Source organism: Streptomyces sp. CA-250714, assembly GCF_050936705.1.
Lineage (GTDB): Bacteria > Actinomycetota > Actinomycetes > Streptomycetales > Streptomycetaceae > Streptomyces.
Window position 1 is genome coordinate 845,504 of the sequence record NZ_JBNJMI010000002.1, and the last position, 23,269, is coordinate 868,772.

A 23,269-nucleotide genomic window follows, 5' to 3' on the forward strand; every position below is an offset into this window, starting at 1 on the left:
ATGCGTGCGTCACAACTCACACTCCACGACATCACCAAGCGCTTCGGCGATCACGTCGTACTCGACCAGGTGAGCCTCACCGTCAAGCCGGGCGAGAAGGCCGGTGTCGTCGGTGACAACGGCTCCGGAAAGTCCACACTGCTCCGGATCATCGCCCAGCAGGAGCGGTTCGAGTCCGGTGAGCTGACCGTGACGGCGCCCGGTGGCACCGGATATCTGGCGCAGACCCTGCAACTGCCGCCCGACGCCACCGTCCAGGACGCCGTCGACCTGGCTCTCGCCGATCTGCGCGCGCTCGAATCACGGATCCGCCGGGCCGAAGCCGAACTGACAACGGGAGGGGAAGTGGAGTCCGACCCCTCTTATGCGGCCTACGCCGCGCTGATCGAGCAGTACGAGGCCCGGGGCGGATACGAGGCGGACACCAGGGTGGGCATCGCGCTGCACGGGCTCGGACTGCCGAACCTGGACCGCGGCAGGCGGCTCGGCACCCTGTCCGGCGGTGAGCGGTCCCGACTGGCGCTGGCCGCCACGCTGGCGTCGGCACCGGAGCTGCTGCTCCTGGACGAGCCGACGAACGACCTGGACGATCAGGCCGTCGGCTGGCTGGAAGAGCACCTGCGCGAACACAAGGGAACGGTGGTCGCGGTGAGCCACGACCGGGTGTTCCTGGAACGACTCACCACCACGATCCTGGAGGTCGACTCGGGCAGGGTCTCCCGGCACGGGAACGGCTACGACGGCTACCTCGCCGCGAAGGCGGCAGAGCGCCGACGACGGCTGCAGGAGTACGAGGACTGGTGTGCCGACCTCGCCCACAACCGGCGGCTCGCCGAATCCAACGTGGCGCGGCTGGACGCCATTCCGCGCAAGATGCCGCTGAGCGTCTTCGGTCACGGCGGGTTCCGGGCGCGCGGCCGCGGACATGGTGCGATGGTCCGCATCCGCAACGCGAAGGAGCGGGTCGGACGGCTGACCGCAAACCCCGTCGCGCCTCCGCCCGAGCCGCTCGTCCTCACCGCACACATCACCACGGCCACCAACACCGCGAACCTGGCCGCAGCAGCTCAACTTGCCGGGGTGAACGTCGGCGAGCGGCTCCGCATCCCGTCGTTGACCGTCCGGCCCGGCGAACGGCTGCACGTGACCGGCCCCAACGGAGCCGGCAAGAGCACTCTGATGCGCGTCCTGGCAGGAGAGCTGCACCCCGACGACGGCTCGGTGCACGTCCCCGGGCGGGTGGGACATCTGCGCCAGGAGGAGACTCCGTGGCAGCCCGGGCTGACCGTCGCCCAGGCATTCGCCCTGGGGCGGGAAGGCGACCCGGACGAGCACACCGAGACGCTGCTCGCGCTCGGTCTGTTCAGCCCGGCCGAGCTGCGCCTGCGCGTCGGAGAACTCTCCTACGGCCAGCGACGCCGGATCGAGCTGGCCCGGCTGGTGAGCGACCCGGTCGACCTGCTGCTTCTCGACGAGCCCACCAACCATCTCGCCCCCGCCCTCGTCGAGGAACTGGAAGAAGCGCTGGCCGACTACCGGGGCGCCCTGGTGGTCGTCACCCACGACCGCCGGATGCGATCCCGATTCACCGGCTCGCACCTCATGCTGCGTGACGGACGGATCGCCGCGTACCAAGCGCCTCCAGCCGAGTGACCCGTACCTCTTCGCTACCGTGTACCGAGCCTCGAAAGGCACTGTTGACAGAAGGGCTGCCGGACCACTTGCTGTGTGATACAGAAACTCGCCGCGATCCGCGATCCGCGATCCGCGATCCGCGATCCGCGATCCGCGATCCGCGATCCGCGATCCGCGATCCGCGATCCGCGATCCGCGATCCGCGATCCGCGATCCGCGATCCGCGATCCGCGATCCGCGAGCGCAGGGGGCGCCCCGAAGGGGCGCGGGGAACTGCGCGACAAGCCACAACGCACCCGCGCCCCGCAAGCGTCGGACAGGGGCACCCCCTAACCGCACCATGTGACCCCTCACGGAGCGGCCGTGCTCAATAGCCGGCCGCTCCCCGTACCCGTCCGCGAGGACGCAGTCCGTTGGAGCACCTTCCACCACACCAGAACCGTGGTCGTCGCGGCCCGAACACTCGTCTCGACCATCCGCGTACTGGAGTGCCTCCCCCAACTGCTGCGCAATGACAGCCGGATCGCCGTGGTCTTCGCGTACGACCCCACCTCGGCATTCAGCGACGGCGTGCTCGACCTTCTCCACGACACCGGATGCCGCGTCGTTCCATGGGAGCAGCTCGACTCGCTCGCGCCCGACCTCCTCATCTCCGCCAGTGAGAACATCGACGTCCCCAAGGGCGACTACCCGGTCCTGTACTTGCCCCATGGAGTGGGCTTCCAGAAGTTCGTCCCGGACTCGCGTTCGTCCCGCACCCGGCTCTCCGGCGCCGTACAGGATGAGCTGCTGGACGCCCAACGGGCCTGGCTGGCCATCTCCCATCCCAGCCAGCGCGACCAGCTCCATGCCTCGAACCCGCAGGCTGCCGAGCGCACCGTGCTGGTGGGGGATCCGTGCTTCGACGAGCTTCGGGCGGGCCTGGGCCGAGCGTCCTGGTTCCGTCAGGCGATGGGGGTGGGGGACGGCCAGCACCTGGTGGTCGTCAGCTCCACGTGGGGCCCCACTTCCCTGCTGGGCCGGCGCCCCGATCTCCTCGCCCGGCTGCTCGCCGAGTTGCCGTACGACCAGTACCGAGTCGCCGCGATACTCCACCCCAACGTCTGGTCGAGCCACGGAACCTGGCACATCCGGATGCTGCTGGACGCGGCACTCGAGGCGGGACTGATGCTCATCCCGCCTGTGCACGCATGGCGGTCGGTCCTGGTGGCGGCCTCGGTGCTGGTCGGCGACCACGGGTCGGTCACCCTTTACGGAGCGGCGCTGGGCAAACCTGTGCTGCTGGGCGCGTTCGGCACTGACGCCGTGCCGGGAACGGCGATCGCCGCACTGGGCCGGCAAGCACCCAAGCTGCGGGAGGGCAGCGGCCTGCACCGGGATGTCGAGGAGGTCCTGGCCACTCACGTTCCCCAAAAGTACGCCGGCCTCGCCGACCGGGCATTCGCCGAGCCGGGCAACGCGCTGGCCAAGCTTCGTACCGTCATCTACCGCCTCATGGAGCTCCCGGAACCCACCGCTGCTCCGGTACGCCTGCCGGCACCGCCTGCGCCGGAGCCGCCCTCCGCACACGTCACCTCGTTCATGGTGACCACCCGGATCGACCGGCACGCAGACCGGCCCACCGTTTCCCTGCGTCGTTACCCCGCCTGCGTGTCCGAAGCCATGGACGAGACCGCGGACTCCTTCAGCCACCTGTGTTGCGCACAGGACGAGCGGGACACCAGGCTCACCGAAAGCGCCTCCGTCCTCGTGCACCACAGCCCGGCTCCCACTGCGGACGCCGCTGAGCGCTGGATCGGCGAAACCCTGTCCAGCTTTCCGGGCAGCCTCTTGGCCGCAACGGCCGTACGCGCAGGCGGCTGCCTGGTGGGAGTACGCGACGGGCGGGTGGTGGAAGCAACGGCCACTGACCCGGACGCCGATACCGGCCTCCTGGCCGCGGTTGTCTACACCTGTCTGCGCGCACAGTTTCCCGTGGACGGGACGCTGGTCAGGCTGAAGACCAGCCCTGCACGGCAGACGGACGTCACCCTGCGCCAGCGGCCGTCATACGAGGAAGAGCCCACCTGACGGCCCTCGGTCCGGGCCGGTCACTCGCCCGTGAGACTGTCCAGCCAAGGGCGCAGCTCCTGCGCCTTCGGATGCCCTTCGGCTTCGTAGATCTCCACGGCCCTGGCCACCTGGGCCTTGACGACGGACGGCCGCTCCCCCTCGTCCCGCAGGACCTCGGCCAAGACCACGCGGGCCTGCGCCTCGTAGTGCGCCGCCTTCTCCGAGCACAGGACCTCGGCCGCCTCACTCAATACCGTTCGAGCTTCGGCCACTTGCCCCAGGTGGGCGTGCACCTGACCGCGGGCGAGCAGCGCACGAGCCGCCATCCTTGCGTCCTCGCACGCCAGCAGCCCCTGGTGAGCCTCGCGCAGGGTCTCCAGAGCGGAGGTGTGGTCGCCCATCGTGTCCTGTGTGCAGCCCAGGAAGTAGGTGACGATGGCGGCGCCGCGCCACTCCTCTTCGCGGCGGTTGAGGTCGGCCGCCTTCCGGTACTCCGCGAGCGCCCGGGCGGGTGCGAAGCGTTCCCAGTAACGTCCGGAGAACTCCAGCACCGACGCGTGCACCACGGCGTCTCCCGATGCCTCCGCCGCGGCGAGCGCCTTGTCCAGCTCGGCGCGTGCCGCGTCGTACTGGCCGAGATCCATCAGTGGCCGGGACAGCAGACTGCGCAGCCGGGCTTCCGCGGCCGTTACCGGACGCTCGTCCCGCGCCACGGCCTCGACCCCCAGCTCCAGTGATTCCTTCCAGCTGGCCAGGTGACGGTGACGGAGGAACAGTGCGGTGAACGCCTCGGACAACTGCCACACCTGCCGGTGCAGGCCCGCGCGGAAGGCCGCCCTGAGCACCTCCAGGATGGCCGGGTGCTCGGCCTCCAGCCAGTCGAGGGGAGACACCGCGCCCTCCCCCTCCGTGAAGGGATCGGGCACCTGGTCCAAGAAGGCGTCCAGGTCCGCGATCCGCAGCCGGTCCCGCCGCAGCGCGCGGTCGGCGAGAGCGGTCAGGGCGAGGTAGTGAGTCACCACCCTCTCGACCACTGCCCGTTGAGCGTCCTCGGTTTCCTCGGCTTCCGCCTTCTCCCTGGCGTGCAGCCGTACGAGATCGTGAATGCGGTAGCGGTCGTCCTCCAGCGCGTCGACGAGCCGCGCCGACTCCAGCGCGTCCAACAGCTGCTGCGCTGTCCGCGCGTCCGTCTCCGCCGCCACCGCGAGCGTCGCGGCGTCGAACCTCTTGGTGGGAAGCAGGCCGATCACACGGTAGACGCGGGCCGCGTTCGTCGGCAGTTCCCGGTAGGTCATGTCGAATACCGCGGACACCGAGTACTCCTCCCCCAGGGCCATTCCTGCCAGCCTGTCGGTTTCCTCGGCCAGTTCACCGGCCAGCTTCGTCATGGTGAGCCGGGACGAGTTCACCAGCTTGGCAGCAACCACGTTGAGGGCCTCCGGCAGGCCGCAGGACAACTCGACAAGCTTCTCGGCCGCCGCCCGCTCCGCCGCGACGGCCTCCGCACCGCACCGGTCCGTCAGCAACTGAAGGCCGCTGTGCGTGTCGAAAGGTTCCATTGCCAGTAACCCCGCCCCGGCCATGGCGAGTTCGCCCAGACGAAGATGGCTGGTGGCCAGCAGCACGCTGCCCTTCCCCTTGGGAACCAGGGATCTGACCTGCGACGGGTGGCTCACATTCTCACAGACGATCAGCAGTCGCCGCCCCGCCGAACACGAACGGAACAACGCGGCCCGCTCAGCCGGCGCGGTCGGGATGGCTGTCTCCCCCACACCGATTCCACGCAGACACTGGCGCACCGCCTCCGACACATCGGCACCGGACGAACGCCCGCCCAGCAGCGCGAAGTCGATATACAGCTGCCCGTCCGGGAACAGTTCACGACCGCGCTCCGCCCAGTAGCTCACGATGGAGGTCTTGCCGACTCCACGCAGCCCGTAGACGAGCCCGAGCCCCACCCCCGTGGCCGACCGGCCCGCACCGAACCGCTCGTCCAGCCACGCCAGATCCCGCTCACGGTTGACGAACGGCACCAGCACAGGCGGGACCTGGTCCGGCTTCACATCGGGACCGGAAGCGGGCTGCGGAGCGGCAATGAAAGTGATTCCTCCGTGAATCTGCTGCGCCTGCACGCTGTGTCCCGCCACAGTGCCGGACAGCTCGTTGGTGAACCCGCCGACACTCGACGGTGCTCCCGCTCCGGTGCTCGTCATCCCACCTCCACGCCTCACGCCCCGTCAACATCAGCGCACGCCACGGTAGGCGTTACGAGGAACGGGCGCACGGTGACCGCCGCTTTCCCCGCGGGGTGACCGCGTCTTCCCCCGCCCGCGGAAGGATGTCACGCCTGCGCCGCCCGATGTGCCGTCGGCAGTCCGGTGGTTACTGGTCGGCACTGCCAGGGCGTCAGCCCGCCCAGCTCTCCCGCACCTCGTCGGTCGTGGTGATCGTCGCGACGAGCGCCAGCGTGTGGCGGATCAGCGCGGAGGTGTAGTCGGCCGGCACCCCGGCGATGGCGTCGGCGGGCACCACCGCGGTGTAGCCCAGGTTGACGGCGTCGAAGACCGCGTTGGGCACCGCGACGTTCGCCGAAACGCCGGTGATCACCAGCGTACGGACGCCGAGGTTCCGCAGCAGCGCGTCCACGTCCGTGCCCGCGAGCGGCGAGAGGCCGTGCAGCCGCCGTACGACCAGGTCCTCGTCCGCGACCGGGATGGGCTGGGCGACCTGCACGGCCGGCGAGCCCGTCAACTGCCGTACGGGCAGCCGTTCGGCGGCGCGGAAGAGCCGCGCGTTGCGGCCGGCGCCCTTGCCGTCGGGACGGCGCTCGGCGACGGCGTGCACGACCTGGACGCCCGCCCGGTGCGCGGCGACGGTCAGCTGTGCGATGCGGTCCAGCACCCCCGTGCTCCGTACTTGGTGGGCGAGTTCGGGTAGGGCGCCGTCCGCACCGACGACCCCTCGCTGACACTCAACCGTCAGCAGTGCGGTGGTTGCGGGGTCGAGCTGGGCGGCGAGCCGGTCGCGCGGGGGCATGCGAGCTCCCTTCCGTCGTCGGAGCGCCGGGGCATCGCGGGTCCGGGTCGTCGGGGAACCGGCCGCCGGGAGCCCGGTCGCGGAAGCGCCCGCAGGATAGGGAGCATTGCGCAAGACAGGAAGAGCCCTCATGATTTCCTGACGCACAGTCAGCAACGCCCGGCTCGGTTCGGAAAGCGGGGACGTATGGCCGACACACAGCAGCGGCGGGGACGCCGGATCATGATGACGCCCGAGGAGCGGGACGCCTTTCTGCGCACCCAGCGCACCTGCCGGGTCGCCACGGTGAGCCGGCAGGGCGCACCGCACGTGGGCGCGCTGTGGTTCTGCTGGGACGGCGACGCACTGTGGCTGTACTCGCTCACCCGCAGCCGGAGATGGGCGCAGCTGCGCACCGATCCACGGCTCGCGGTGCTGGTGGACGAGGGCGAGGAGTACGGGGAGCTGCGCGGCGTCGAGCTGTCCGGCCGGGCCGAGTTCGTCGGAGAGGCACCGCGTATGGGCGAGCCGTGCCCGGAGCTGGCCGAGGTGGAACGGGCGTTCCCCGCCAAGTACTTCGGCCTGGAGCGGATGCCGTACGACGGACGGCACGCCTGGCTGAAACTGACACCCGAGTCGGTGGTCTCCTGGGACTTCCGCAAGCTGTGAGCCGGCCACCTCGGCCGGGACGCGGCGTCAGTCGTAGCGTCCCCGCTCGGCCGGGCGCAGCGCGGCTGCCAGATCGTCGGCGAGCCGGTCGATGCCGGCAAGGGTCAACGGCGAGACGGTCAGCCGCAGTCCGGGCGGGGAGGCGACCCGGAAACGGGCGCCGGGAGCCACCGCCCAGCCCGCTTGGAGCAGCCGCGCCACCGGGCCGGTCTCCTCCCGCACCGGCACCCATACGTTCATGCCGCTGCGCCCTCGCGCGGTGACACCCCGGGCGGCCAGCGCGTCCACCAGGGCCGTACGCCGCACACCGTACGCGGCAGCGACCTGGGCCGGGTCCGTCGCGCCGGTCGCCCACAGGTGTGCGACGGCGCGCTGCAGCAGATGGCTGACCCAGCCGGGGCCAAGCCGCTGGCGGCCTCGGACCCGGTCGACGGTGAGCGGATCGCCCGCCAGGACGGCCAGCCGCAGATCGGGCCCGTACGCCTTGGCGGTTGAGCGCACCAGCGCCCAGTGGTGCGTAGTGCCCGCCAGCGGGTGCAGCGGCAGGTCGACGATGCCGTGGCCGTGGTCGTCCTCGATCAGCAGCGTGCCGGGCCGGTCCGCCAGCACTGCACGCAGCTCGCGGGCGCGTGCCGCCGAGACGGCGGCGCCCGTCGGGTTCTGCGCGCGGTCGGTGACGATCGCCGCACGCGCCCCCTGCTCCAGGGCGCGTTCGAGCTCCGCGGGGAGTGGTCCGTCGTCGTCCACGGCGACGGGCAGCGGGCGCAGTCCCAGCGCGGGTACGAGGTCGAGCAGGCTGCCCCAGCCGGGATCCTCAACGGCCACGGCGTCGCCGGGGCGCAGATGCGCCGCCAGCACGCGTTCGATGGCGTCGAGCGATCCGGACGTTACGACGAGCGGCCCCGCCGGCACCCCGTCCGCGTCCAGCGCGGCCCTGGCCGACGCCGCGAACGCGGGGTCGGCGTCCGGTGCTCCGTACAGCACGGGGTCGTGTGCGGCGCGGTCGGCCGCGACGGCGAAGGCGGCGGTGAGTGGCGGAAGCAGCGCGGGATCGGGGTTCCCTGTCGAGATGTCGACACCGCCCGGGGGCGGCTCGACCCGCACGGATTCGCGGGGTGCGGTGGCGGGCCGCTGCCGCACCCGGCTGCCCCGCCGGCCGGCCGTCTCGATGACGCCGCGGTCGCGCAGCGCGCGGTAGGCCGCGGCCACGGTGTTGGGGTTCACCCCCAGTTCGGCCGCCAGCTCCCGCAGGGGTGGCAGCGAGTCGCCGGGCGCGAGCGCGCCGCTGCCGACGCCGCGTTCCACGCTGTCCGCGATCTCCGCTGCGCCACGACCTTCGATCCGGTAGTCTCCTAGCACAAACTTGATTATGCACTAGTGCAATAGGAGGCGCAATGACCGGCTCACCGTCCACCCCGACGACCTACGCCCCGACCCCCCGCACCACCGGGAGCCGGGCACGCGAGCGCATGGCCTACGACCGGGAGCTGGTGCACTCCATCCTCGACGAGGGCTTCCTGTGCCACCTGGCCTTCGTCCGCGACGGCGCACCGGTCGTCCTGCCCACGCTGTACGCACGCGTGGGCGAACGGCTGTACGTCCACGGCTCCACCGGCTCCCGGCCGCTGCGAGAGGCGGGCCAGGACAGTGGGATGCCGGTCTGTGTGACGGTCACGCACCTGGACGGGCTGGTACTGGCCAAGTCCACCTTCCACCACTCCGTGAACTACCGCTCGGTGGTGGTCCACGGCCGCGCGCACCAGGTGACGGACCACGAGGAGCGGCTGATGGCACTGGACGCCATCGTGGACAGCGCCGTCCCCGGCCGGGCCGAGGACTCGCGCAGGGCCAACGCCAAGGAGCTGGCCGCGACCGCCGTCGTCCGCGTCGATCTGGAGGAGGTGTCGGCGAAGAGCCGTGCGGGCGGGCCCAGCGAGGAGCCGGAAGACCTCGAACTGCCGTACTGGAGCGGCGTGCTGCCCGTCTCCCCCGTCTACGGCACCCCGATACCGGCCGACGACCTCGCGCCGGGCACCCCGCTCCCCGACTACCTCACCGCGCGCTGACGTCCACCGCCGCGTCGGCGGACCCGGAGCCGGAACGTGGACCGGAACCGGTGGACCCGGCGACCGGCGCGGCGGCGTCGGTCTGCGCCTTGGGGGTGGAGCGCTGGGCGATGAAGGCACCCAGCAGCACGACGGCGCCGCCCGCGAGCTGGACGGCGCTCAGGTGCTCCCCGAGCAGCACCCACGCGAGCACCGTTGCGATGACCGCCTCCAGGCAGGCCACCACGCCCGCGACCGGCGGTGAGAGCCGCCGGACCGAGACCACCCCGGTCAGATACGCGGCGGCGGTGGCCACCAGCACGATCCAGACCAGCAACACCAGCCCGTGCACCGCCGCGCCGTCCAGCTGGGCACTCCGGCCGAGCACCGACCAGTCGGTATGCCACGGCCTGGCGACGACGGTCAGGGCGAGCGCACCGATCAGCAGCCCGTAGGCGATGACCCCCATCGGATCGGCGGGCGGCCTGGTCACGGCACCCTCGCCGGCCGTGCCGTCGGCCTCCTCCGCTGTGCTGCCGTGGTCCGAGAGCACGAAGTAGCCCACCTGGCAGCAGGCGGCGCCGAGGGCGAGCGCCAGCCCGAGCCCGTCCAACCGCAGCCCGGACCACACCTCGACGACGCAGCTGAGTCCGCCGACCGCCAGCACCATGCCCACCGCGGCCGCCCGTGTCACCGCCCGGCGCTGCACGAACCGCACCCACAGCAGCACCAGCGCGGGTGCCAGATACTCGATCAGCAGCGCCACTCCGACCGGGATACGGGAGAGCGCGGTGAAGTAGAAGGCCTGCACACCCGCGACAGCGAGCAGCCCGAAGCCCACCAGCAGCCACGGCCGTTGCCGCACCAGCGCGCGGTGCCGCCAGGCGAGCGGCAGCAGCACGAGCGCCCCGCCCGCAGCGCGCAGCCAGGTGACGTGCAAGGGCTCCAGACCCGCCTCGATCAGCGGTTTCGCCGCCACCCCAGAGCTGCCGAACGCGCAGGCGGAGACCAGGGCGAGGGCAAGACCCGAGGTCCGGGCCCGGGTGACGTCCGCTGCGGAGGCGGCGGAGCTGGAGGACTGGGTAGGCATCGCCGCATCATCTCAAGCCCCGACAGGAGTGTCACCCCCGATACCCCTGACGCCCCCACCCCTCAGGCGTCGGCCACGTCCAGCCGGTCGGCGAGCTGTGCCACGTCCACTCCCGCGCGGCGCAGCACCTCCACGCCCCGGCACTCGGGGTCGGCCACCACTCCGGCGAACAGGTCGACCCCCTCGGTCCGTTCCTTCCGCAGTCGCCGGGCACGGTACGCCGCCAGCTCCAGGGCCGCCTGCGCGCTGGGCGACCAGCCGGGAACGCCACCGGGCTGCTCGGAGACGGCGGGTACGGCGCCGGAGTCCTCGACGGTGCTCTGCCAGCGCAGGCCGTAACCGATGCTGCGCTGGACGAGGTAGCCGAGCAGCTTGCCGATCTGCGGGCCGCCGCCGTCCAGCAGCTCCCAGGTGCCGCTGTCGGACTCCAGCAGGCTGTGCAGCAGGTGCGCCGTGTCGATCTGCCGGTCCCCGTCCCGGGCCGCGCGGCGGCGCGCGGTCGCGATCACATCCGCCAGCGCAGCGCTGACCTGCGGATCGACGACGGCGTCGACTCCCGTTTCGACGGAGGGGCTGGGCGGTGTAGAGCTGTGCACCGAACCACCACATCACACGCACCTGTGAGAATTCATCGGCGTGCCGTGGCATATGCCCGTCCCCCCATGGGTGGGCGCGGATGTCGGACGTCTCCTCCTTGGGAAGGAGATAGCACGCCCCAAGCCCCCGGTCATCCCCCAGCACACCAGCCCAGCAGGCCCCGCGGGCTCAGTCCTCGTCGGCGAGGATCAGATAGAGGCTCTTCCTGGCGTCGTTGACGACCCGGAGCGCCTTTTGCCGCTGCTCCTCCGTACCGGTCGCCCACACCTGCTGGAACGCCGCTGCGAGACCGCCGGCCGCGGTACGGACCTCCTGCATGGCCTCCCAGTCGACGCCGCGCCCGGCTTCCTCCCAGGGCGCCTCGGCACCGGCCTCGGCCTCGGTCCTGCCCTCGTCCGTGAGTGAGAATTGCTTCTTGCCGCCCTCGCTCTCGCTGGCGATCAGCCCCTCGTCCTCCAGCAGCTGCAGCGTCGGATAGACGGAGCCGGGGCTGGGTTTCCAGGCGCCGCCGCTGCGTTCGGCGATCTCCTGGATCATCTCGTAGCCGTGCATCGGGCGCTCCTTGAGCAGCACCAGGATCGAGGCCCTGACGTCACCGCGCCGGGCCCTGCCCCGAGGACCGCCCCGGCCGCGCCCACGGCCACCGAAGGGCCCGCCACCGAAGGGCGGCCCGAACGGACCGAAGGCCGCACGCCCCCGGCCGGGTCCGCGCCCGCGCCCACGGCCGTGCCGGTGCGGTCCGCAGGGACCGCCGTCGGCCCCCTCGATCCCGTCACCCCGGCCCGGACCGTACTGCCTGGCACCCTCTTCCATTCCGTGTTCCATTCCATACGGATACATCGCTGACTCCTTTCACATCACATCTTTGATCAGTCGCGATGCTTCAACGATATATCGGGAGCCATCGCCTGACAATCCAATCCCGGGCCGGAATCCGGGATTGCATAGTCATGCGCAATCAGACATACTCTTCCTATGTCCAAGGTCCTCACCTCCCTGCCCGCCGGCGAGCGCGTCGGCATCGCCTTCTCGGGCGGCCTCGACACCTCGGTCGCGGTCGCATGGATGCGCGACAAGGGCGCCGTCCCGTGCACCTACACCGCCGACATCGGTCAGTACGACGAACCCGACATCGCCTCGGTGCCCGGCCGAGCGAAGACCTACGGTGCCGAGATCGCGCGCCTGGTCGACTGCCGCGCGGCGCTGGTCGAGGAGGGCCTGGCCGCGCTCACCTGCGGCGCTTTTCACATCCGCTCGGGCGGGCGCGCCTACTTCAACACCACACCGCTCGGCCGCGCCGTCACCGGCACCCTGCTGGTGCGGGCGATGCTCGAGGACGACGTCCAGATCTGGGGCGACGGCTCGACCTTCAAGGGCAACGACATCGAGCGGTTCTACCGGTACGGCCTGCTCGCCAACCCGAACCTGCGGATCTACAAGCCGTGGCTGGACGCGGACTTCGTGACCGAGCTCGGCGGCCGCAAGGAGATGTCGGAGTGGCTCCTCGCCCACGACCTGCCCTACCGCGACAGCACGGAGAAGGCGTACTCCACCGACGCCAACATCTGGGGCGCCACCCACGAGGCCAAGACGCTGGAGCATCTGGACACCGGCGTGGAGACCGTGCAGCCGATCATGGGCGTGCGGTTCTGGGACCCCTCGGTCGAGATCGCCACCGAGGACGTGACGATCGGCTTCGACCAGGGCCGCCCGGTGACGATCAACGGCAAGGAATTCGCCTCCCCCGTCGACCTGGTGATGGAGGCCAACGCCATCGGCGGCCGGCACGGCATGGGCATGTCCGACCAGATCGAGAACCGGATCATCGAGGCCAAGAGCCGGGGCATCTACGAGGCGCCCGGCATGGCGCTGCTGCACGCGGCGTACGAGCGTCTGGTCAACGCGATCCACAACGAGGACACCCTCGCCCAGTACCACAACGAGGGACGGCGCCTCGGCCGGCTGATGTACGAGGGCCGCTGGCTGGACCCGCAGGCGCTGATGGTGCGCGAGTCGCTCCAGCGCTGGGTCGGCGCGGCCGTCACCGGTGAGGTGACGCTGCGGCTGCGGCGCGGTGAGGACTACTCGATCCTCGACACCACGGGCCCGGCGTTCAGCTACCACCCGGACAAGCTGTCCATGGAGCGCACCGAGGACTCGGCATTCGGCCCGGTGGACCGGATCGGCCAGCTCACCATGCGCAACCTCGACATCGCCGACTCCCGCGCCAAGCTGGAGCAGTACGCCGGCCTCGGTCTCATCGGCGCCACCGCAGCGACACCCGGGGGCGCCATCGGTGCCGCCCAGGCGGCCGCGACCGGGCTGATCGGTGCCCTGCCGGAGGGCGGCGCGGAGGCCATCGCCTCCCGCGGCGAGATCTCCGGCGACGACGAGCTGCTGGACCGCGCCGCAATGGAGTCCGGCACCGACTGACCGGCCCTCGCGGGCTGAGGCACTTCGCTGAAGGCGCTCCGAGGAGGACGCAGCACCGTACACGCCCGAAGGGCCGTGCGGCGATCTCCGTAGGCTGTGTGGGACGGCGGCTGACGCCGTCCCACACAGCGTCAGGAGCCGTCCCCATGCAGACCGTCGCCGACCCGTCGGCCCGCAGCCGCCGGGTTCCGGCGTTCGTCGCCGCCCTCCTCACGGTGGCCGCCCTCGCCGGGTGCGGCGCCGGCCCCGGCGACGGCACCCCGGACCGCGACGGCACCCCCTCGTCGGCCCGGCCCACTCCGCCGCCGGTCCACGCGGGCTTCGACTACCAGATCGGCGGCGCCTATCCGCCACCCGACGGGGTGCGTGTGGTCTCCCGCGACCGCGGCCACTCCCCCGCTGCCGGGCACTACAACATCTGTTACGTCAACGGCTTCCAGGCCCAGCCCGACGCCCTGGACCGGTGGCAGCGGCGCCACCCCGAGCTGGTGCTGCGCACCAAGGGCGGCAAGCCGGTGCTGGACACCGACTGGAACGAGGCGCTGCTCGACACCTCCACCGCCGCCCGCCGCACGGCGCTGGCCCGTATCGTCGGACGCTGGATCGACGGCTGCGCCAAGAAGGGGTTCCAGGCCGTCGAACTGGACAACCTCGACTCCTACGAGCGCTCAGGCAGGCGCCTCACCAAGGCCGACAACGTGGCCTTCGCCGCGCTGCTGACCCGGCGCGCACACCGGAGCGGACTGGCAGCCGGGCAGAAGAACGCCCAAGAACTGCTGGCGCGGCGTACCACCATGGGCTTCGACTTCGCGGTGACGGAGGAGTGCGGCCAGTACAAGGAGTGCGGCCAGTACGCGAAGGCGTACGACAACCGCGTACTGGACGTCGAGTACACCGCCAAGGGGCTGACGGCGGCCTGTCGTACGTGGGGCGAGCGACTGTCGATCGTCCGCCGGGATCTGGACGTCCGCCCCGAGGGAGAGGACGGGCACCTGTACGAGCGATGCTGAGCCGGGCCGCGTGCGGACGGGGCCGCGCCCGCCCCCCCCGCGGCCGTCCACGGTCCGCACGCGGCGAATTGGCCTCTCGCACCGCGCCCCGCGTCACCCTGAGGGCCTGCCGCACCGGCTTTCCGGACCACTTGCGGCGAATTGGCCATGCAGCCGGCCGGCCCGACGCCGTACCGTCCAGGCCATGAGACTCCGCACTGTTGACGCCTTCGCCGCCGGTCCCTACACCGGCAACCCGGCCGCTGTCGTGCTCCTGGACGCGGGCACCTTCCCGGAGGACTCCCGCCTCCAGGCCCTCGCCGGAGAGCTGAACCTTTCCGAGACCGCCTACGCGCACCCCCTGCCCGACGACCTGGAAGCCGACTGGGCGCTGCGCTGGTTCACGCCGACGACCGAGGTGGACATGTGCGGCCACGCCACACTCGCCACCGCGCACGTGCTCGGCGAAGACGGTCTGCTGGGCGAGGGCGAACGGGTCCGCTTCCGTACCCGCAGCGGGGTGCTCGGTGCCTCCCGCGAGCCGGACGGCACCCTCACCCTGGACTTCCCCACCGCCGAATTGACGCCGGTGCCGGTGCTGGCCGGCGTCGGGCAGGCGTTCGGTACCGACGCGGTGGCGGCCTGGGACACCGGCACGCTGGGCATGCTGGTGCTGGAGCTCGCCGACGAGCGGACGCTGCGCGAGCTGGCCCCCGCACCCGCCGACGTGGCCGCGCTCCCCGCCCCCGTCGTGGTCGTGACGGCCGCCGCGGCAGCGCCGTCGGGCTCCGCGTCCGGCGAGCCGGAACACGACTTCGCCTCCCGGGTGTTCGCACCCTCCCAGGGCATCCCCGAGGACCCCGTCACCGGCAGCGCGCACACCGCGCTCGCCCCGCTGTGGTCGGGCCGGCTCGGCCGCGACACCCTGACGGGCCTTCAGGCGTCCCGGCGTACCGGCTACGTCCGCACGACACTGCGGGGCGATCGCACCCTGCTGGGCGGGCAGGCCATCACCGTGCTGGACGCGGAGCTGCGTACGCGGCTCTAGCCGCCACCCGGTTCCCGGCTGCCCGCGCCCGCGTCACGGCGTGGGCAGCCAGTCCACCCGTCCGGCGAGCAGCGCGTACCCGACGAAGGCGACGATGTCGATCAGCGCGTGGGCCACCACCAGCGGCCCCACGCGCCCCCAGCGCCGGTAGAGGAAGCCGAAGACGAGGCCCATCGCCAGGTTGCCGAAGAAGCCACCGATGCCCTGGTAGAGGTGGTAGGAGCCGCGCAGCACAGCGCTGACCGAGAGCGAGGCGAGCGGTGACCAGCCCAGCTGGTCGAGCCGACGCAGCAGGTAGCCGACGACGATCACCTCCTCCAGCACGGAGTTCTGCACGGCGGAGGCGATCAGCACCGGGTACTTCCACCACACCCCCGGCAGCGACTCCGGCACCACGGTGAGGTTGAAGCCGCCGGCCTGCGCCAGCAGATAGAGCCCGATCCCGCAGCCGCCGATACCCGCCGCCACCGCGGCACCCCGGCTCAGGTCAAAGCCGGGCCGCCGGCGGTCGAAGCCCAGCACCCGCAGCCCGCCCACGCCCTCGCGCGCCAGAAGGTGCGCGACCAGTACGACCGGCACCAGCGCGGTCGCGATCCCGAACAGCTGCCAGGCCAGATCGAGCCAGGGCCGCCCGGGCGCCTGCGAGGAGTTGAGCCGCGCCGCCTGGTCGGCCAGCCCGCCCGGTTTCGTCAGCGCACCGAGGAAGCTGATCAGCGAGGAGACGGCGCTGGCCCCCAGCGAGAGGGCGAGCACGAGCAGCAGCTCGGTACGGAGCGACTGCCGCGGCAGCCCATCGGCGGGAGCCGCCACCTCAGGCGCCTGTACGCGCACTCGACCCTCCAGCTGTGAACGCCGTACCCATCCCGTTCCCTCCTGTCCCACCGCGCCCCCCTCACGCTAGAGCCCCAGCTTGCCCGGCGACTCTCGCGTACCCGACATGGGGGTGCGCCCCGTCAGGAGGGAACTGCGCGCCCAACCGCATCCCACCCGCAGTCCGCGAACGACGGACAGGGGCACTCCCCTAACGGAACAACCGAGGGGCGCCGCAACGTCCGCCTACGGCCCCTCGGCCCACGTATGCACCGCGGCGCCGTCCGCCGCGCGGTCGCAGTAGGCGCGGGTGACGGCGGCCAGCGCCTTCTCCCGGTCGAGCCCGGACTCCACCGCGCGGCGATAGGCAGCCGCCTGCCAGGAGGCACCGTTGACCCGCAGCCGGCAGCGCTCCTCGATGATGGAGAGGTACCGGTCCCGGTCCGCGGGCTCCACACCCCACGCGTCGAGCCCGGCGGCAGCCAACGGCAGCAGCTCGTTCAGCACCAGCCGGGTGGCGGGCTGCCGGATCAGCCCCGCACCCCGGCCCGCACGCGGCCACCACAGCTCGGCCTCGATCCCGTACCGGCACGCCGCGTCGAAGTTCCGCTCGGCGTATTCGAACGGCATCCGGTTCCACACCGGCCGCGGATCGTCGGCCAGCGCGCGGACCAGCCCGTAGTAGAAGGCGGTGTTGGCCAGCACATCGGCCACCGTCGGACCGGCCGGCAGCACCCTGTTCTCCACCCGCAGATGGGGAGCGCCCTCCATCACCCCGTACACCGGCCGGTTCCAGCGGTAGATGGTGCCGTTGTGCAGCGTCAGCTCGGGCAGCGCGGGCACCCCGCCTCCGGCCAGCACGCGCTGCGGGTCCTCCTGGTCGCACAGGGGCAGCAGTGCGGGGAAGTAGCGCAGGTTTTCCTCGAACAAGTCGTACGCGGAGGAGATCCAGCGCTCCCCGAACCAGGTGCGCGGGCGCACGCCCTGGTTGCTCAGCTCCGGCGGGCGGGTGTCGGTGGCCTGGAGGAAGAGCGGGACCCGCGACTCGCGCCACAGTTCGTGCCCGAACAGGAAGGGCGAGTTGGCCCCCATGGCGATCTGCACGCCGCTGACGGCCTGCGCGGCGTTCCACACGTCGGCGAACCGTCCGGGAGTCACCTGGAGATGGAGTTGTACGGAGGTGCAGGCGGACTCCGGCGCTATCGACTCCGAGGTGCTCACCAGGTGGTCGACGCCGTCGATGTCGAGGGAGATCTCTTCGCCCCGCGCTGCCATGATCTGGTCGTTGAGCAGCCGGTAGCGGTCGTCCTCGGTGAGGTTGGCCAACGTCAGATCGCGTGCTGTGAGCGTCGGAAGCGTTCCGATCATGACAATACGCGCGTCCACCTCACGGGCCTGCCGGTCGGCGTACGCCAGCCCGGTGCGGAGTTCTTCGGCGAGCTGATCGAGAACTCTTCCGGAGAGCGCGTGCGGCACGATATTCACTTCGAGATTGAACTGCCCCAGCTCTGTCTGGAAATCCGAGCTCGCGATGCGCTGGAGAACTTCGGCATTCACCATGAGGGGCTGACCATGGGCGTCCGCGAGATTCAGCTCGATCTCCAGCCCCATCAGATTCCTGGGTCGGTCGAACCTCTTCTCCTCCAGCAGCTGCCACAGTCCCTCGAGACACTTGTGCAGCTTCTGCCGGTATCGCCGTCGATCGGACAGGTCGAACCTGTCGGCGACGACCTTCTCTCCCATCGGAGGCTTCCTCCCTGCTGGTGGACGCTGCCGGAGGTCCCGGTCGAGCGTGCACCGATGATGCCCTGCCGCGCCACGGATAACGCCTGGCAGGGCTGACGCGGCAGGTAAGTGCCGCTAGGCTGGCGGATGCCGGACGGCACATTCCGACGGCATACGGCGGCGTCCAGCCCCTGCGGCACACTTCTCGAGAAATACACCGACGCCATCCGGCCGACCGCGTTTCCGGCAGATTCCGAGGTCATCGCCTTACCTTAGGCGTCAGTGCAGGTGAAAAGCCTGTGGATTCGGCCTGTTACGGCCTTACAGGAAACAACGGAACACGTTAGTGGAAACACTTCTCGAACACATCTCGTATAAACTGCGCGAACGAGGCAGAGACTTGGCGATCCCGGCCCGCCCCCGTCGAACCCTCCCAGCCGCTACCGCGGCCATCCCCGCGCCGACACAGCCGTCGCGCCCCCGCCAGCACCATGTGTCTCCCAAGAGAGGCGACCCGCCATGCCGCTGCACGTACCCCCGGCCCCGGCCCCAGCCCTGCGCAGTGTCCTGACCGCCCTCGGCTCCCCGAGCGCGGTCCGAGGCTCCCGAGCCCCCATGGCGCTGCGCACCGCTCAGGGCCCGCTGCGTCCCGAACTCCCGCTCCCGGCGTACGAGATGGCACGCGTGGCGCCGCGCACCGCCGAACGCGCCGTCGAGCGCGCCTCCGGACGCGCCGGCGAACCGGCGGACACCTCCCCACGCACCCGGCTGACCGGCTGGCGCTTCCTGCTGTCCGACGAGGGAACCGAGGGCGGCGCCGGCAACCCCGGCGGCGACGGCACCCAGAGCGGCGCGTACATCGGCACAGCGGAGGCGGTACTGACCGCGGACGGCTGGACCTTCGGGCAGTTCCGGCAGGGCCCCTACGTCCTCTCGACGGTGCGGGCGATGCGGCAGGCCGAACTGCTGCCGACGCCCTACCAGCCGCGGCTGCTGTCGGTGCCGGAGCTGTACATGCTCACCCTGTGGCTGCACGCCGACGTCGCGGCCGACCCGTGCGGCGGCGTTCCTGACCCGGCCGACCTGCTGATCCCGCTGGCCCCCGCACCGCCCGGCATCGCCCCGCACACCGCGCACCGCGTGGACGCGCTGCTGCCCGTCCTGACCCGCAGGCTGGTCGCCTCCGCGGCTCCGGCCGTGGCGCCCGAGCCGGATCCCGGCACAGCTCTGCTGCGGACCGCGTGAGACCGGCGTCTGTCCGTGACCCCACCTTCGCCGCCGTGCGCCCCTCCGGATGGGCTAGTCTTCCCCATTACCCGAACCCCCCGAAATGACCGGGCAGTTGGGCGCAACCGCCCGCCAGGGTGATGCGTCTGTCCGGTTGGGACAAGCTGACGCGAAATCCCTGCGGATTCGAGCCAGCAGCGGAACACTGGGAGTTGCACCGGAACGCACGCACGTACGGGGTTACGGGGGGACCGGCTATGTATGACAAGAGCCGCAGGACAGACGCCACAACACGACGGAAGACGACACCGACCATGTGCCAGCACCAGCCACCGTGCCCGACAGCGGATTCAGCAGACAGGGAGGCCGCGCACCCCGTGGCCCACCACCCCGAGCAGGGCTGGAGCCTGCTCTGCAACGGAGTTCTGCTCTTCGAGGACACGGGAGAGCTGCTGCCGGACGGCCAGATCATCGCCCCGCACAAGCCGCTCAGCACCCGCCACATCATCACCGCCGCCTAGGCACACACGACGGCGGGTCAGCCGAACGCCGGGGGCCTGGGGGCGCGCAGCCCCCAGGCCCCCTTCCGCCGCAACGACGAGCAACCACAGTGGCGAGGGTCCGGCGGCCCTCACGACGGCCCCCGCCACAGCGCTCGGCGCCGAACTACCCCGCGTCGTACTCCGCGATGGGCGGGCAGGAGCACACCAGGTTGCGGTCACCGTAGGCGCCGTCGATCCGGCGCACCGGCGGCCAGTACTTGTCGGCCGCCCGCACTCCGGCCGGGAAGACGGCCTCCTCACGCCCGTAACCCTGCTGCCACTCGCGGGTGAGCATCGCCGCCGTGTGCGGAGCGTTGCGCAGTGGATTGTCCTCCGCGTCCCACTCCCCCGTGCCGACCTTCTCGATCTCCGCACGGATGGCGATCATCGCCTCGCAGAACCGGTCGACCTCAGTCAGATCCTCGCTCTCCGTCGGCTCGATCATCAGCGTCCCGGCGACGGGGAAGGACATCGTCGGCGCGTGGAAGCCGTAGTCGATCAGCCGCTTGGCGACGTCGTCGATGCTCACCCCCGTCTGCTTGGTCAGCGGCCGTACGTCGATGATGCACTCGTGCGCGACCAGCCCGTTCGGGCCCGTGTAGAGCACGGGGTAGTGCGGCTCCAGCCGCTTGGCGATGTAGTTGGCGCTCAGCACCGCCACCTGCGTCGCCCTGCGCAGCCCCTCGGCGCCCATCAGCCGTACGTACGCCCACGAGATCGGCAGGATCCCGGCCGAGCCCCACGGCGCGCCGGAGACCGGCCCGATACCCGTCTCCGGTCCCGCGGCGGGCTGGAGCGGGTGGTTGGGCAGATATGGCGCCAGGTGCTCCCGTACGCCGATCGGGCCGACGCCGGGGCCGCCGCCGCCGTGCGGGATGCAGAACGTCTTGTGCAGGTTGAGGTGCGAGACGTCGGCGCCGAAGCGGCCGGGCCGGGCCAGCCCCAGCAGCGCGTTGAGGTTGGCACCGTCCACATACACCTGGCCGCCGGCGTCGTGCACCGCGGCGCAGACCTCGGTGATGTGCTCCTCGAACACGCCGTGCGTCGAGGGGTAGGTGACCATGAGGACGGCCAGCTCGTCGCCGTGCTGCTCGATCTTGGCGTGCAGGTCGGCCACGTCCACGTCACCGTTGTCGCTGGTCTTGACGACGACGACCTTCATCCCCGCCATCACGGCGCTGGCCGCGTTGGTGCCGTGCGCCGAGGACGGGATGAGGCAGACGGTGCGCTGTGCCTCGCCGTTGGCCCGGTGGTAGGCGCGTACGGCCAGCAGTCCGGCCAGCTCGCCCTGGGAGCCCGCGTTGGGCTGGAGGGAGACCTTGTCGTAGCCGGTGACCTCGGCCAGCCGCTCCTCCAGTTCGCGGATCAGCGTCAGATAGCCCTCGGCCTGCTCGGCGGGCGCGAAGGGGTGCAGGGCGCCGAACTCCGGCCAGGTGACCGGCTCCATCTCCGTGGTGGCGTTGAGCTTCATCGTGCAGGAGCCGAGCGGGATCATGCCGCGGTCCAGCGCGTAGTCGCGGTCGGCGAGGCGGCGCAGATAGCGCAGCATCGCCGTCTCGGAGCGGTGCTCGTGGAAGACGGGGTGCGTGAGGTACTCGTCGCCGCGCAGCAGGGCGTCGGGCAGTGCGCTGTCGGTCGCGGCGTCCAGCGCGTCGAGGTCGCCGGGCGCGGACACCCCGAACGCCTGCCATACGGCGGTGAGCTGCTCGCGTCCTGTGGTCTCGTCGCAGGCGATGCCGATGTGGTCGGCGTCCACCTGCCGCAGGTTGATCCCGGCCGCGCGGGCCCGCTCGGTGATCTCGGCGGCGCGGCCCGGCACCCGCGCGGTGACGGTGTCGAAGAAGCTCCCGTGGACGACCTCGACGCCGCCGTCCCGCAGCCCGGCGGCGAGCAGCGCCGCGTAGCGGTGGACACGGCGGGCGATGGCCGCCAGCCCGTCGGGCCCGTGGTAGGCGGCGTACATCCCGGCCATCACGGCGAGCAGCACCTGCGCGGTGCAGATGTTGCTGGTGGCCTTCTCGCGGCGGATGTGCTGCTCACGGGTCTGCAGGGCGAGACGGTACGCCTGCTCGCCGTCCACGTCCTTGGAGACACCGACGAGCCGTCCGGGCAGGCTGCGGGCGAACGTGTCGCGGACGGACATGTAGCCCGCGTGCGGCCCGCCGAAGCCCATCGGTACGCCGAAGCGCTGGCTGGAGCCGACGGCGATGTCCGCGCCCAGCTCGCCGGGCGAGGTCAGCAGGGTGAGCGCCAGCAGATCGGCCGCGACGGTGACGACCGCACCCAGTTCGTGGGCCCGCTCGATCACTCCGCGCGGGTCGCGCACCGCACCGGAGGCGCCCGGGTACTGGAGCAGCACGCCGAAGATGCCGCCGCGCTCGGCCAGCTCGTCGGGGATGCCGTCGCTCAGGTCGGCGACCACGATCTCCACCCCGGTGGGCTCCGCGCGGGTCCGCAGCACCGCCACGGTCTGCGGCAGACAGTCGGCGTCGACCAGGAAGACGTCGCCGCCGCTCTTGCCGACCTTGCCGACCCGACGGGAGAGGGCCATCGCCTCGGCGGCGGCCGTGGCCTCATCCAGCAGCGACGCACCGGCGGTGGGCAGCCCGGTCAGATCGGAGACGACGGTCTGGAAGTTCAGCAGCGCCTCCAGCCGGCCCTGCGAGATCTCCGGCTGGTACGGCGTGTAGGCGGTGTACCAGGCGGGGTTCTCCATGACGTTGCGCAGGATCACCGGCGGCGTGACAGTGCCGTAGTAGCCGAGGCCGATCATCGAGTGCAGGACCTGGTTGCGGTGCGCGAGGGTGCGCAGTTCGGCCAGCACCTCGGCCTCGCTCCGCGCGTCGGGGAGCTCCAGCCGCTCGGTGCTGCGGATCACGTCGGGCACCGCCGCCGCTGTCAGTTCGTCGAGCGACCCGTAGCCGACCTGCGCGAGCATCTTGGCCTGCGCGCCGGTGTCGGGTCCTATGTGGCGGCTCTCGAAGGGAGTGCCGCTCTCCAGCGCGGAGAGCGGGGTCCGGTGGGAAGTCATCTGCGGGGGCCTCCTGGTCTGTGCGACCTGCGAGGGGCACCTTTCACGGGTGCCCGGACGGCCTCCCCCTCTGTCATCTGACCTGAGAGTTTCACCGAGCCGCCCAGGTGCGGGGCGCTCGGCTTACACCGTCGGTGAGGAGGGGCTTCGGCGCTGGTCCGGGCCCGCCCTGCTTTCCAGAGTGACCTCGTCCGCGCGGTACGTGAGCCTGAGAGATTCCGGGGAGGAGTTGCTCCTTCGGCGCCTCCGGAAAGTGCACCGGAGGACTCTCCCGCACGGGGTCGGCAGCCACCTTGAGCGTATCAGCGCCCCCTTGAGTGGTAACCCGGAGTGCGCTCAAGTAGCCATCAGTCGAAAAGTG

General features: G+C 71.3%; 18 protein-coding genes and 1 riboswitch. Of the genes, 9 read left to right on the forward strand and 9 right to left on the reverse strand.

The genetic code is table 11. From position 1 onward, the window contains the following. Together ACQEU8_RS22755 and ACQEU8_RS22760 are read left to right on the forward strand one after the other, a co-directional pair. Nucleotides 1-1,653 carry a TlrC/CarA/OleB/SrmB family ABC-F type ribosomal protection protein gene (locus ACQEU8_RS22755; RefSeq protein ID WP_433103958.1) on the forward strand — a complete coding sequence of 551 codons (1,653 nt, stop codon included), beginning with the start codon at nt 1-3 and terminating at the stop codon, nt 1,651-1,653. A gap of 345 nt (nt 1,654-1,998) precedes the next feature. Next, a complete protein-coding gene (locus ACQEU8_RS22760; protein ID WP_433103960.1) occupies nt 1,999-3,705 on the forward strand; it encodes a hypothetical protein in 1,707 nt (568 codons plus the stop codon). A 20-nt stretch (nt 3,706-3,725) separates the two neighbouring features. Here the strand turns inward: ACQEU8_RS22760 and ACQEU8_RS22765 are convergent, their stop codons facing one another. After that, complete coding sequence (locus ACQEU8_RS22765) at nt 3,726-5,900, reverse strand: NB-ARC domain-containing protein (RefSeq protein WP_433103963.1); 2,175 nt, start codon at nt 5,898-5,900, stop codon at nt 3,726-3,728. 193 nt (nt 5,901-6,093) lie between these two features. Next, the gene (locus ACQEU8_RS22770; RefSeq protein WP_433103965.1) at nt 6,094-6,723 is read right to left on the reverse strand and encodes a cysteine hydrolase; all 630 of its coding nucleotides are present in this window, start codon (nt 6,721-6,723) and stop codon (nt 6,094-6,096) included. Nucleotides 6,724-6,909: 186 nt separating this feature from the next. Between ACQEU8_RS22770 and ACQEU8_RS22775 the strand changes: the two genes are divergently transcribed. Beyond that, nucleotides 6,910-7,371: a pyridoxamine 5'-phosphate oxidase family protein gene (locus ACQEU8_RS22775; RefSeq protein WP_433103967.1), complete on the forward strand. Its 462-nt coding sequence runs from the start codon at nt 6,910-6,912 to the stop codon at nt 7,369-7,371. A 27-nt stretch (nt 7,372-7,398) separates the two neighbouring features. On the opposite strand, the gene ACQEU8_RS22780 is transcribed toward ACQEU8_RS22775, so the two are convergent. After that, nucleotides 7,399-8,730: an aminotransferase class I/II-fold pyridoxal phosphate-dependent enzyme gene (locus ACQEU8_RS22780; protein ID WP_433103969.1), complete on the reverse strand. Its 1,332-nt coding sequence runs from the start codon at nt 8,728-8,730 to the stop codon at nt 7,399-7,401. A gap of 35 nt (nt 8,731-8,765) precedes the next feature. On the opposite strand from ACQEU8_RS22780, the gene ACQEU8_RS22785 reads away from it, so the two are divergent. After that, nucleotides 8,766-9,437 (forward strand): pyridoxamine 5'-phosphate oxidase family protein, encoded by a 672-nt coding sequence (locus tag ACQEU8_RS22785; RefSeq protein ID WP_433103971.1) that lies wholly within the window; start codon nt 8,766-8,768, stop codon nt 9,435-9,437. Here ACQEU8_RS22785 and ACQEU8_RS22790 read toward each other — a convergent pair. The 3 genes from ACQEU8_RS22790 to ACQEU8_RS22800 all read right to left on the reverse strand — a co-directional run bounded on the left by ACQEU8_RS22790 (nt 9,424) and on the right by ACQEU8_RS22800 (nt 11,943). Next, a complete protein-coding gene (locus ACQEU8_RS22790) occupies nt 9,424-10,506 on the reverse strand; it encodes an EamA family transporter (protein ID WP_433103973.1) in 1,083 nt (360 codons plus the stop codon). The genes ACQEU8_RS22785 and ACQEU8_RS22790 overlap by 14 nt on opposite strands. A 62-nt stretch (nt 10,507-10,568) precedes the next feature. Beyond that, nucleotides 10,569-11,102 (reverse strand): Clp protease N-terminal domain-containing protein, encoded by a 534-nt coding sequence (locus tag ACQEU8_RS22795; protein ID WP_433103975.1) that lies wholly within the window; start codon nt 11,100-11,102, stop codon nt 10,569-10,571. A 169-nt stretch (nt 11,103-11,271) separates the two neighbouring features. Next, complete coding sequence (locus ACQEU8_RS22800; protein WP_433103976.1) at nt 11,272-11,943, reverse strand: PadR family transcriptional regulator; 672 nt, start codon at nt 11,941-11,943, stop codon at nt 11,272-11,274. A 135-nt stretch (nt 11,944-12,078) separates the two neighbouring features. On the opposite strand from ACQEU8_RS22800, the gene argG reads away from it, so the two are divergent. From argG to ACQEU8_RS22815, 3 genes are all read left to right on the forward strand, one after another. After that, nucleotides 12,079-13,536, forward strand: coding sequence for an argininosuccinate synthase (gene argG / locus ACQEU8_RS22805; protein ID WP_433103979.1), 1,458 nt, complete (start codon nt 12,079-12,081; stop codon nt 13,534-13,536). A 146-nt stretch (nt 13,537-13,682) separates the two neighbouring features. Beyond that, nucleotides 13,683-14,546, forward strand: a complete 864-nt coding sequence (locus tag ACQEU8_RS22810; protein ID WP_433103981.1) for an endo alpha-1,4 polygalactosaminidase — start codon at nt 13,683-13,685, stop codon at nt 14,544-14,546. 184 nt (nt 14,547-14,730) lie between these two features. Beyond that, a complete protein-coding gene (locus ACQEU8_RS22815; RefSeq protein WP_433103983.1) occupies nt 14,731-15,573 on the forward strand; it encodes a PhzF family phenazine biosynthesis protein in 843 nt (280 codons plus the stop codon). 33 nt (nt 15,574-15,606) lie between these two features. Here ACQEU8_RS22815 and ACQEU8_RS22820 read toward each other — a convergent pair whose 3' ends face one another. After that, the gene (locus ACQEU8_RS22820; protein ID WP_433103985.1) at nt 15,607-16,404 is read right to left on the reverse strand and encodes a CPBP family intramembrane glutamic endopeptidase; all 798 of its coding nucleotides are present in this window, start codon (nt 16,402-16,404) and stop codon (nt 15,607-15,609) included. A 225-nt stretch (nt 16,405-16,629) separates the two neighbouring features. Next, nucleotides 16,630-18,126: a glutamate--cysteine ligase gene (locus ACQEU8_RS22825; protein ID WP_433103987.1), complete on the reverse strand. Its 1,497-nt coding sequence runs from the start codon at nt 18,124-18,126 to the stop codon at nt 16,630-16,632. Between the two features lie 501 nt (nt 18,127-18,627). On the opposite strand from ACQEU8_RS22825, the gene ACQEU8_RS22830 reads away from it, so the two are divergent. Both ACQEU8_RS22830 and ACQEU8_RS22835 read left to right on the forward strand, forming a co-directional pair. Beyond that, entirely contained in the window at nt 18,628-19,353 is a 726-nt protein-coding gene (locus ACQEU8_RS22830; RefSeq protein ID WP_433103989.1) for a hypothetical protein, read from the forward strand. Nucleotides 19,354-19,649: 296 nt separating this feature from the next. Beyond that, nucleotides 19,650-19,856, forward strand: coding sequence for a DUF5999 family protein (locus ACQEU8_RS22835; RefSeq protein ID WP_433108651.1), 207 nt, complete (start codon nt 19,650-19,652; stop codon nt 19,854-19,856). A gap of 145 nt (nt 19,857-20,001) precedes the next feature. On the opposite strand, the gene gcvP is transcribed toward ACQEU8_RS22835, so the two are convergent. After that, entirely contained in the window at nt 20,002-22,908 is a 2,907-nt protein-coding gene (gene gcvP, locus ACQEU8_RS22840) for an aminomethyl-transferring glycine dehydrogenase (RefSeq protein WP_433103991.1), read from the reverse strand. Between the two features lie 186 nt (nt 22,909-23,094). Next, nucleotides 23,095-23,192, reverse strand: a riboswitch (glycine riboswitch). Nucleotides 23,193-23,269: the final 77 nt, after the last annotated feature.

Bases quoted from the DNA above. Each gene is read 5' to 3' on its own strand.
- ACQEU8_RS22835 (WP_433108651.1), top strand. From the start codon at position 19,650: ATGTGCCAGCACCAGCCACCGTGCCCGACAGCGGATTCAGCAGACAGG.
- ACQEU8_RS22770 (WP_433103965.1), bottom strand. From the start codon at position 6,723: ATGCCCCCGCGCGACCGGCTCGCCGCCCAGCTCGACCCCGCAACCACC.
- gcvP (WP_433103991.1), bottom strand. From the start codon at position 22,908: ATGACTTCCCACCGGACCCCGCTCTCCGCGCTGGAGAGCGGCACTCCC.
- ACQEU8_RS22830 (WP_433103989.1), top strand. From the start codon at position 18,628: ATGCCGCTGCACGTACCCCCGGCCCCGGCCCCAGCCCTGCGCAGTGTC.
- argG (WP_433103979.1), top strand. From the start codon at position 12,079: ATGTCCAAGGTCCTCACCTCCCTGCCCGCCGGCGAGCGCGTCGGCATC.
- ACQEU8_RS22815 (WP_433103983.1), top strand. From the start codon at position 14,731: ATGAGACTCCGCACTGTTGACGCCTTCGCCGCCGGTCCCTACACCGGC.
- ACQEU8_RS22755 (WP_433103958.1), top strand. From the start codon at position 1: ATGCGTGCGTCACAACTCACACTCCACGACATCACCAAGCGCTTCGGC.
- ACQEU8_RS22765 (WP_433103963.1), bottom strand. From the start codon at position 5,900: ATGACGAGCACCGGAGCGGGAGCACCGTCGAGTGTCGGCGGGTTCACC.
- ACQEU8_RS22785 (WP_433103971.1), top strand. From the start codon at position 8,766: ATGACCGGCTCACCGTCCACCCCGACGACCTACGCCCCGACCCCCCGC.
- ACQEU8_RS22825 (WP_433103987.1), bottom strand. From the start codon at position 18,126: ATGGGAGAGAAGGTCGTCGCCGACAGGTTCGACCTGTCCGATCGACGG.
- ACQEU8_RS22775 (WP_433103967.1), top strand. From the start codon at position 6,910: ATGGCCGACACACAGCAGCGGCGGGGACGCCGGATCATGATGACGCCC.
- ACQEU8_RS22810 (WP_433103981.1), top strand. From the start codon at position 13,683: ATGCAGACCGTCGCCGACCCGTCGGCCCGCAGCCGCCGGGTTCCGGCG.
- ACQEU8_RS22790 (WP_433103973.1), bottom strand. From the start codon at position 10,506: ATGCCTACCCAGTCCTCCAGCTCCGCCGCCTCCGCAGCGGACGTCACC.
- ACQEU8_RS22800 (WP_433103976.1), bottom strand. From the start codon at position 11,943: ATGTATCCGTATGGAATGGAACACGGAATGGAAGAGGGTGCCAGGCAG.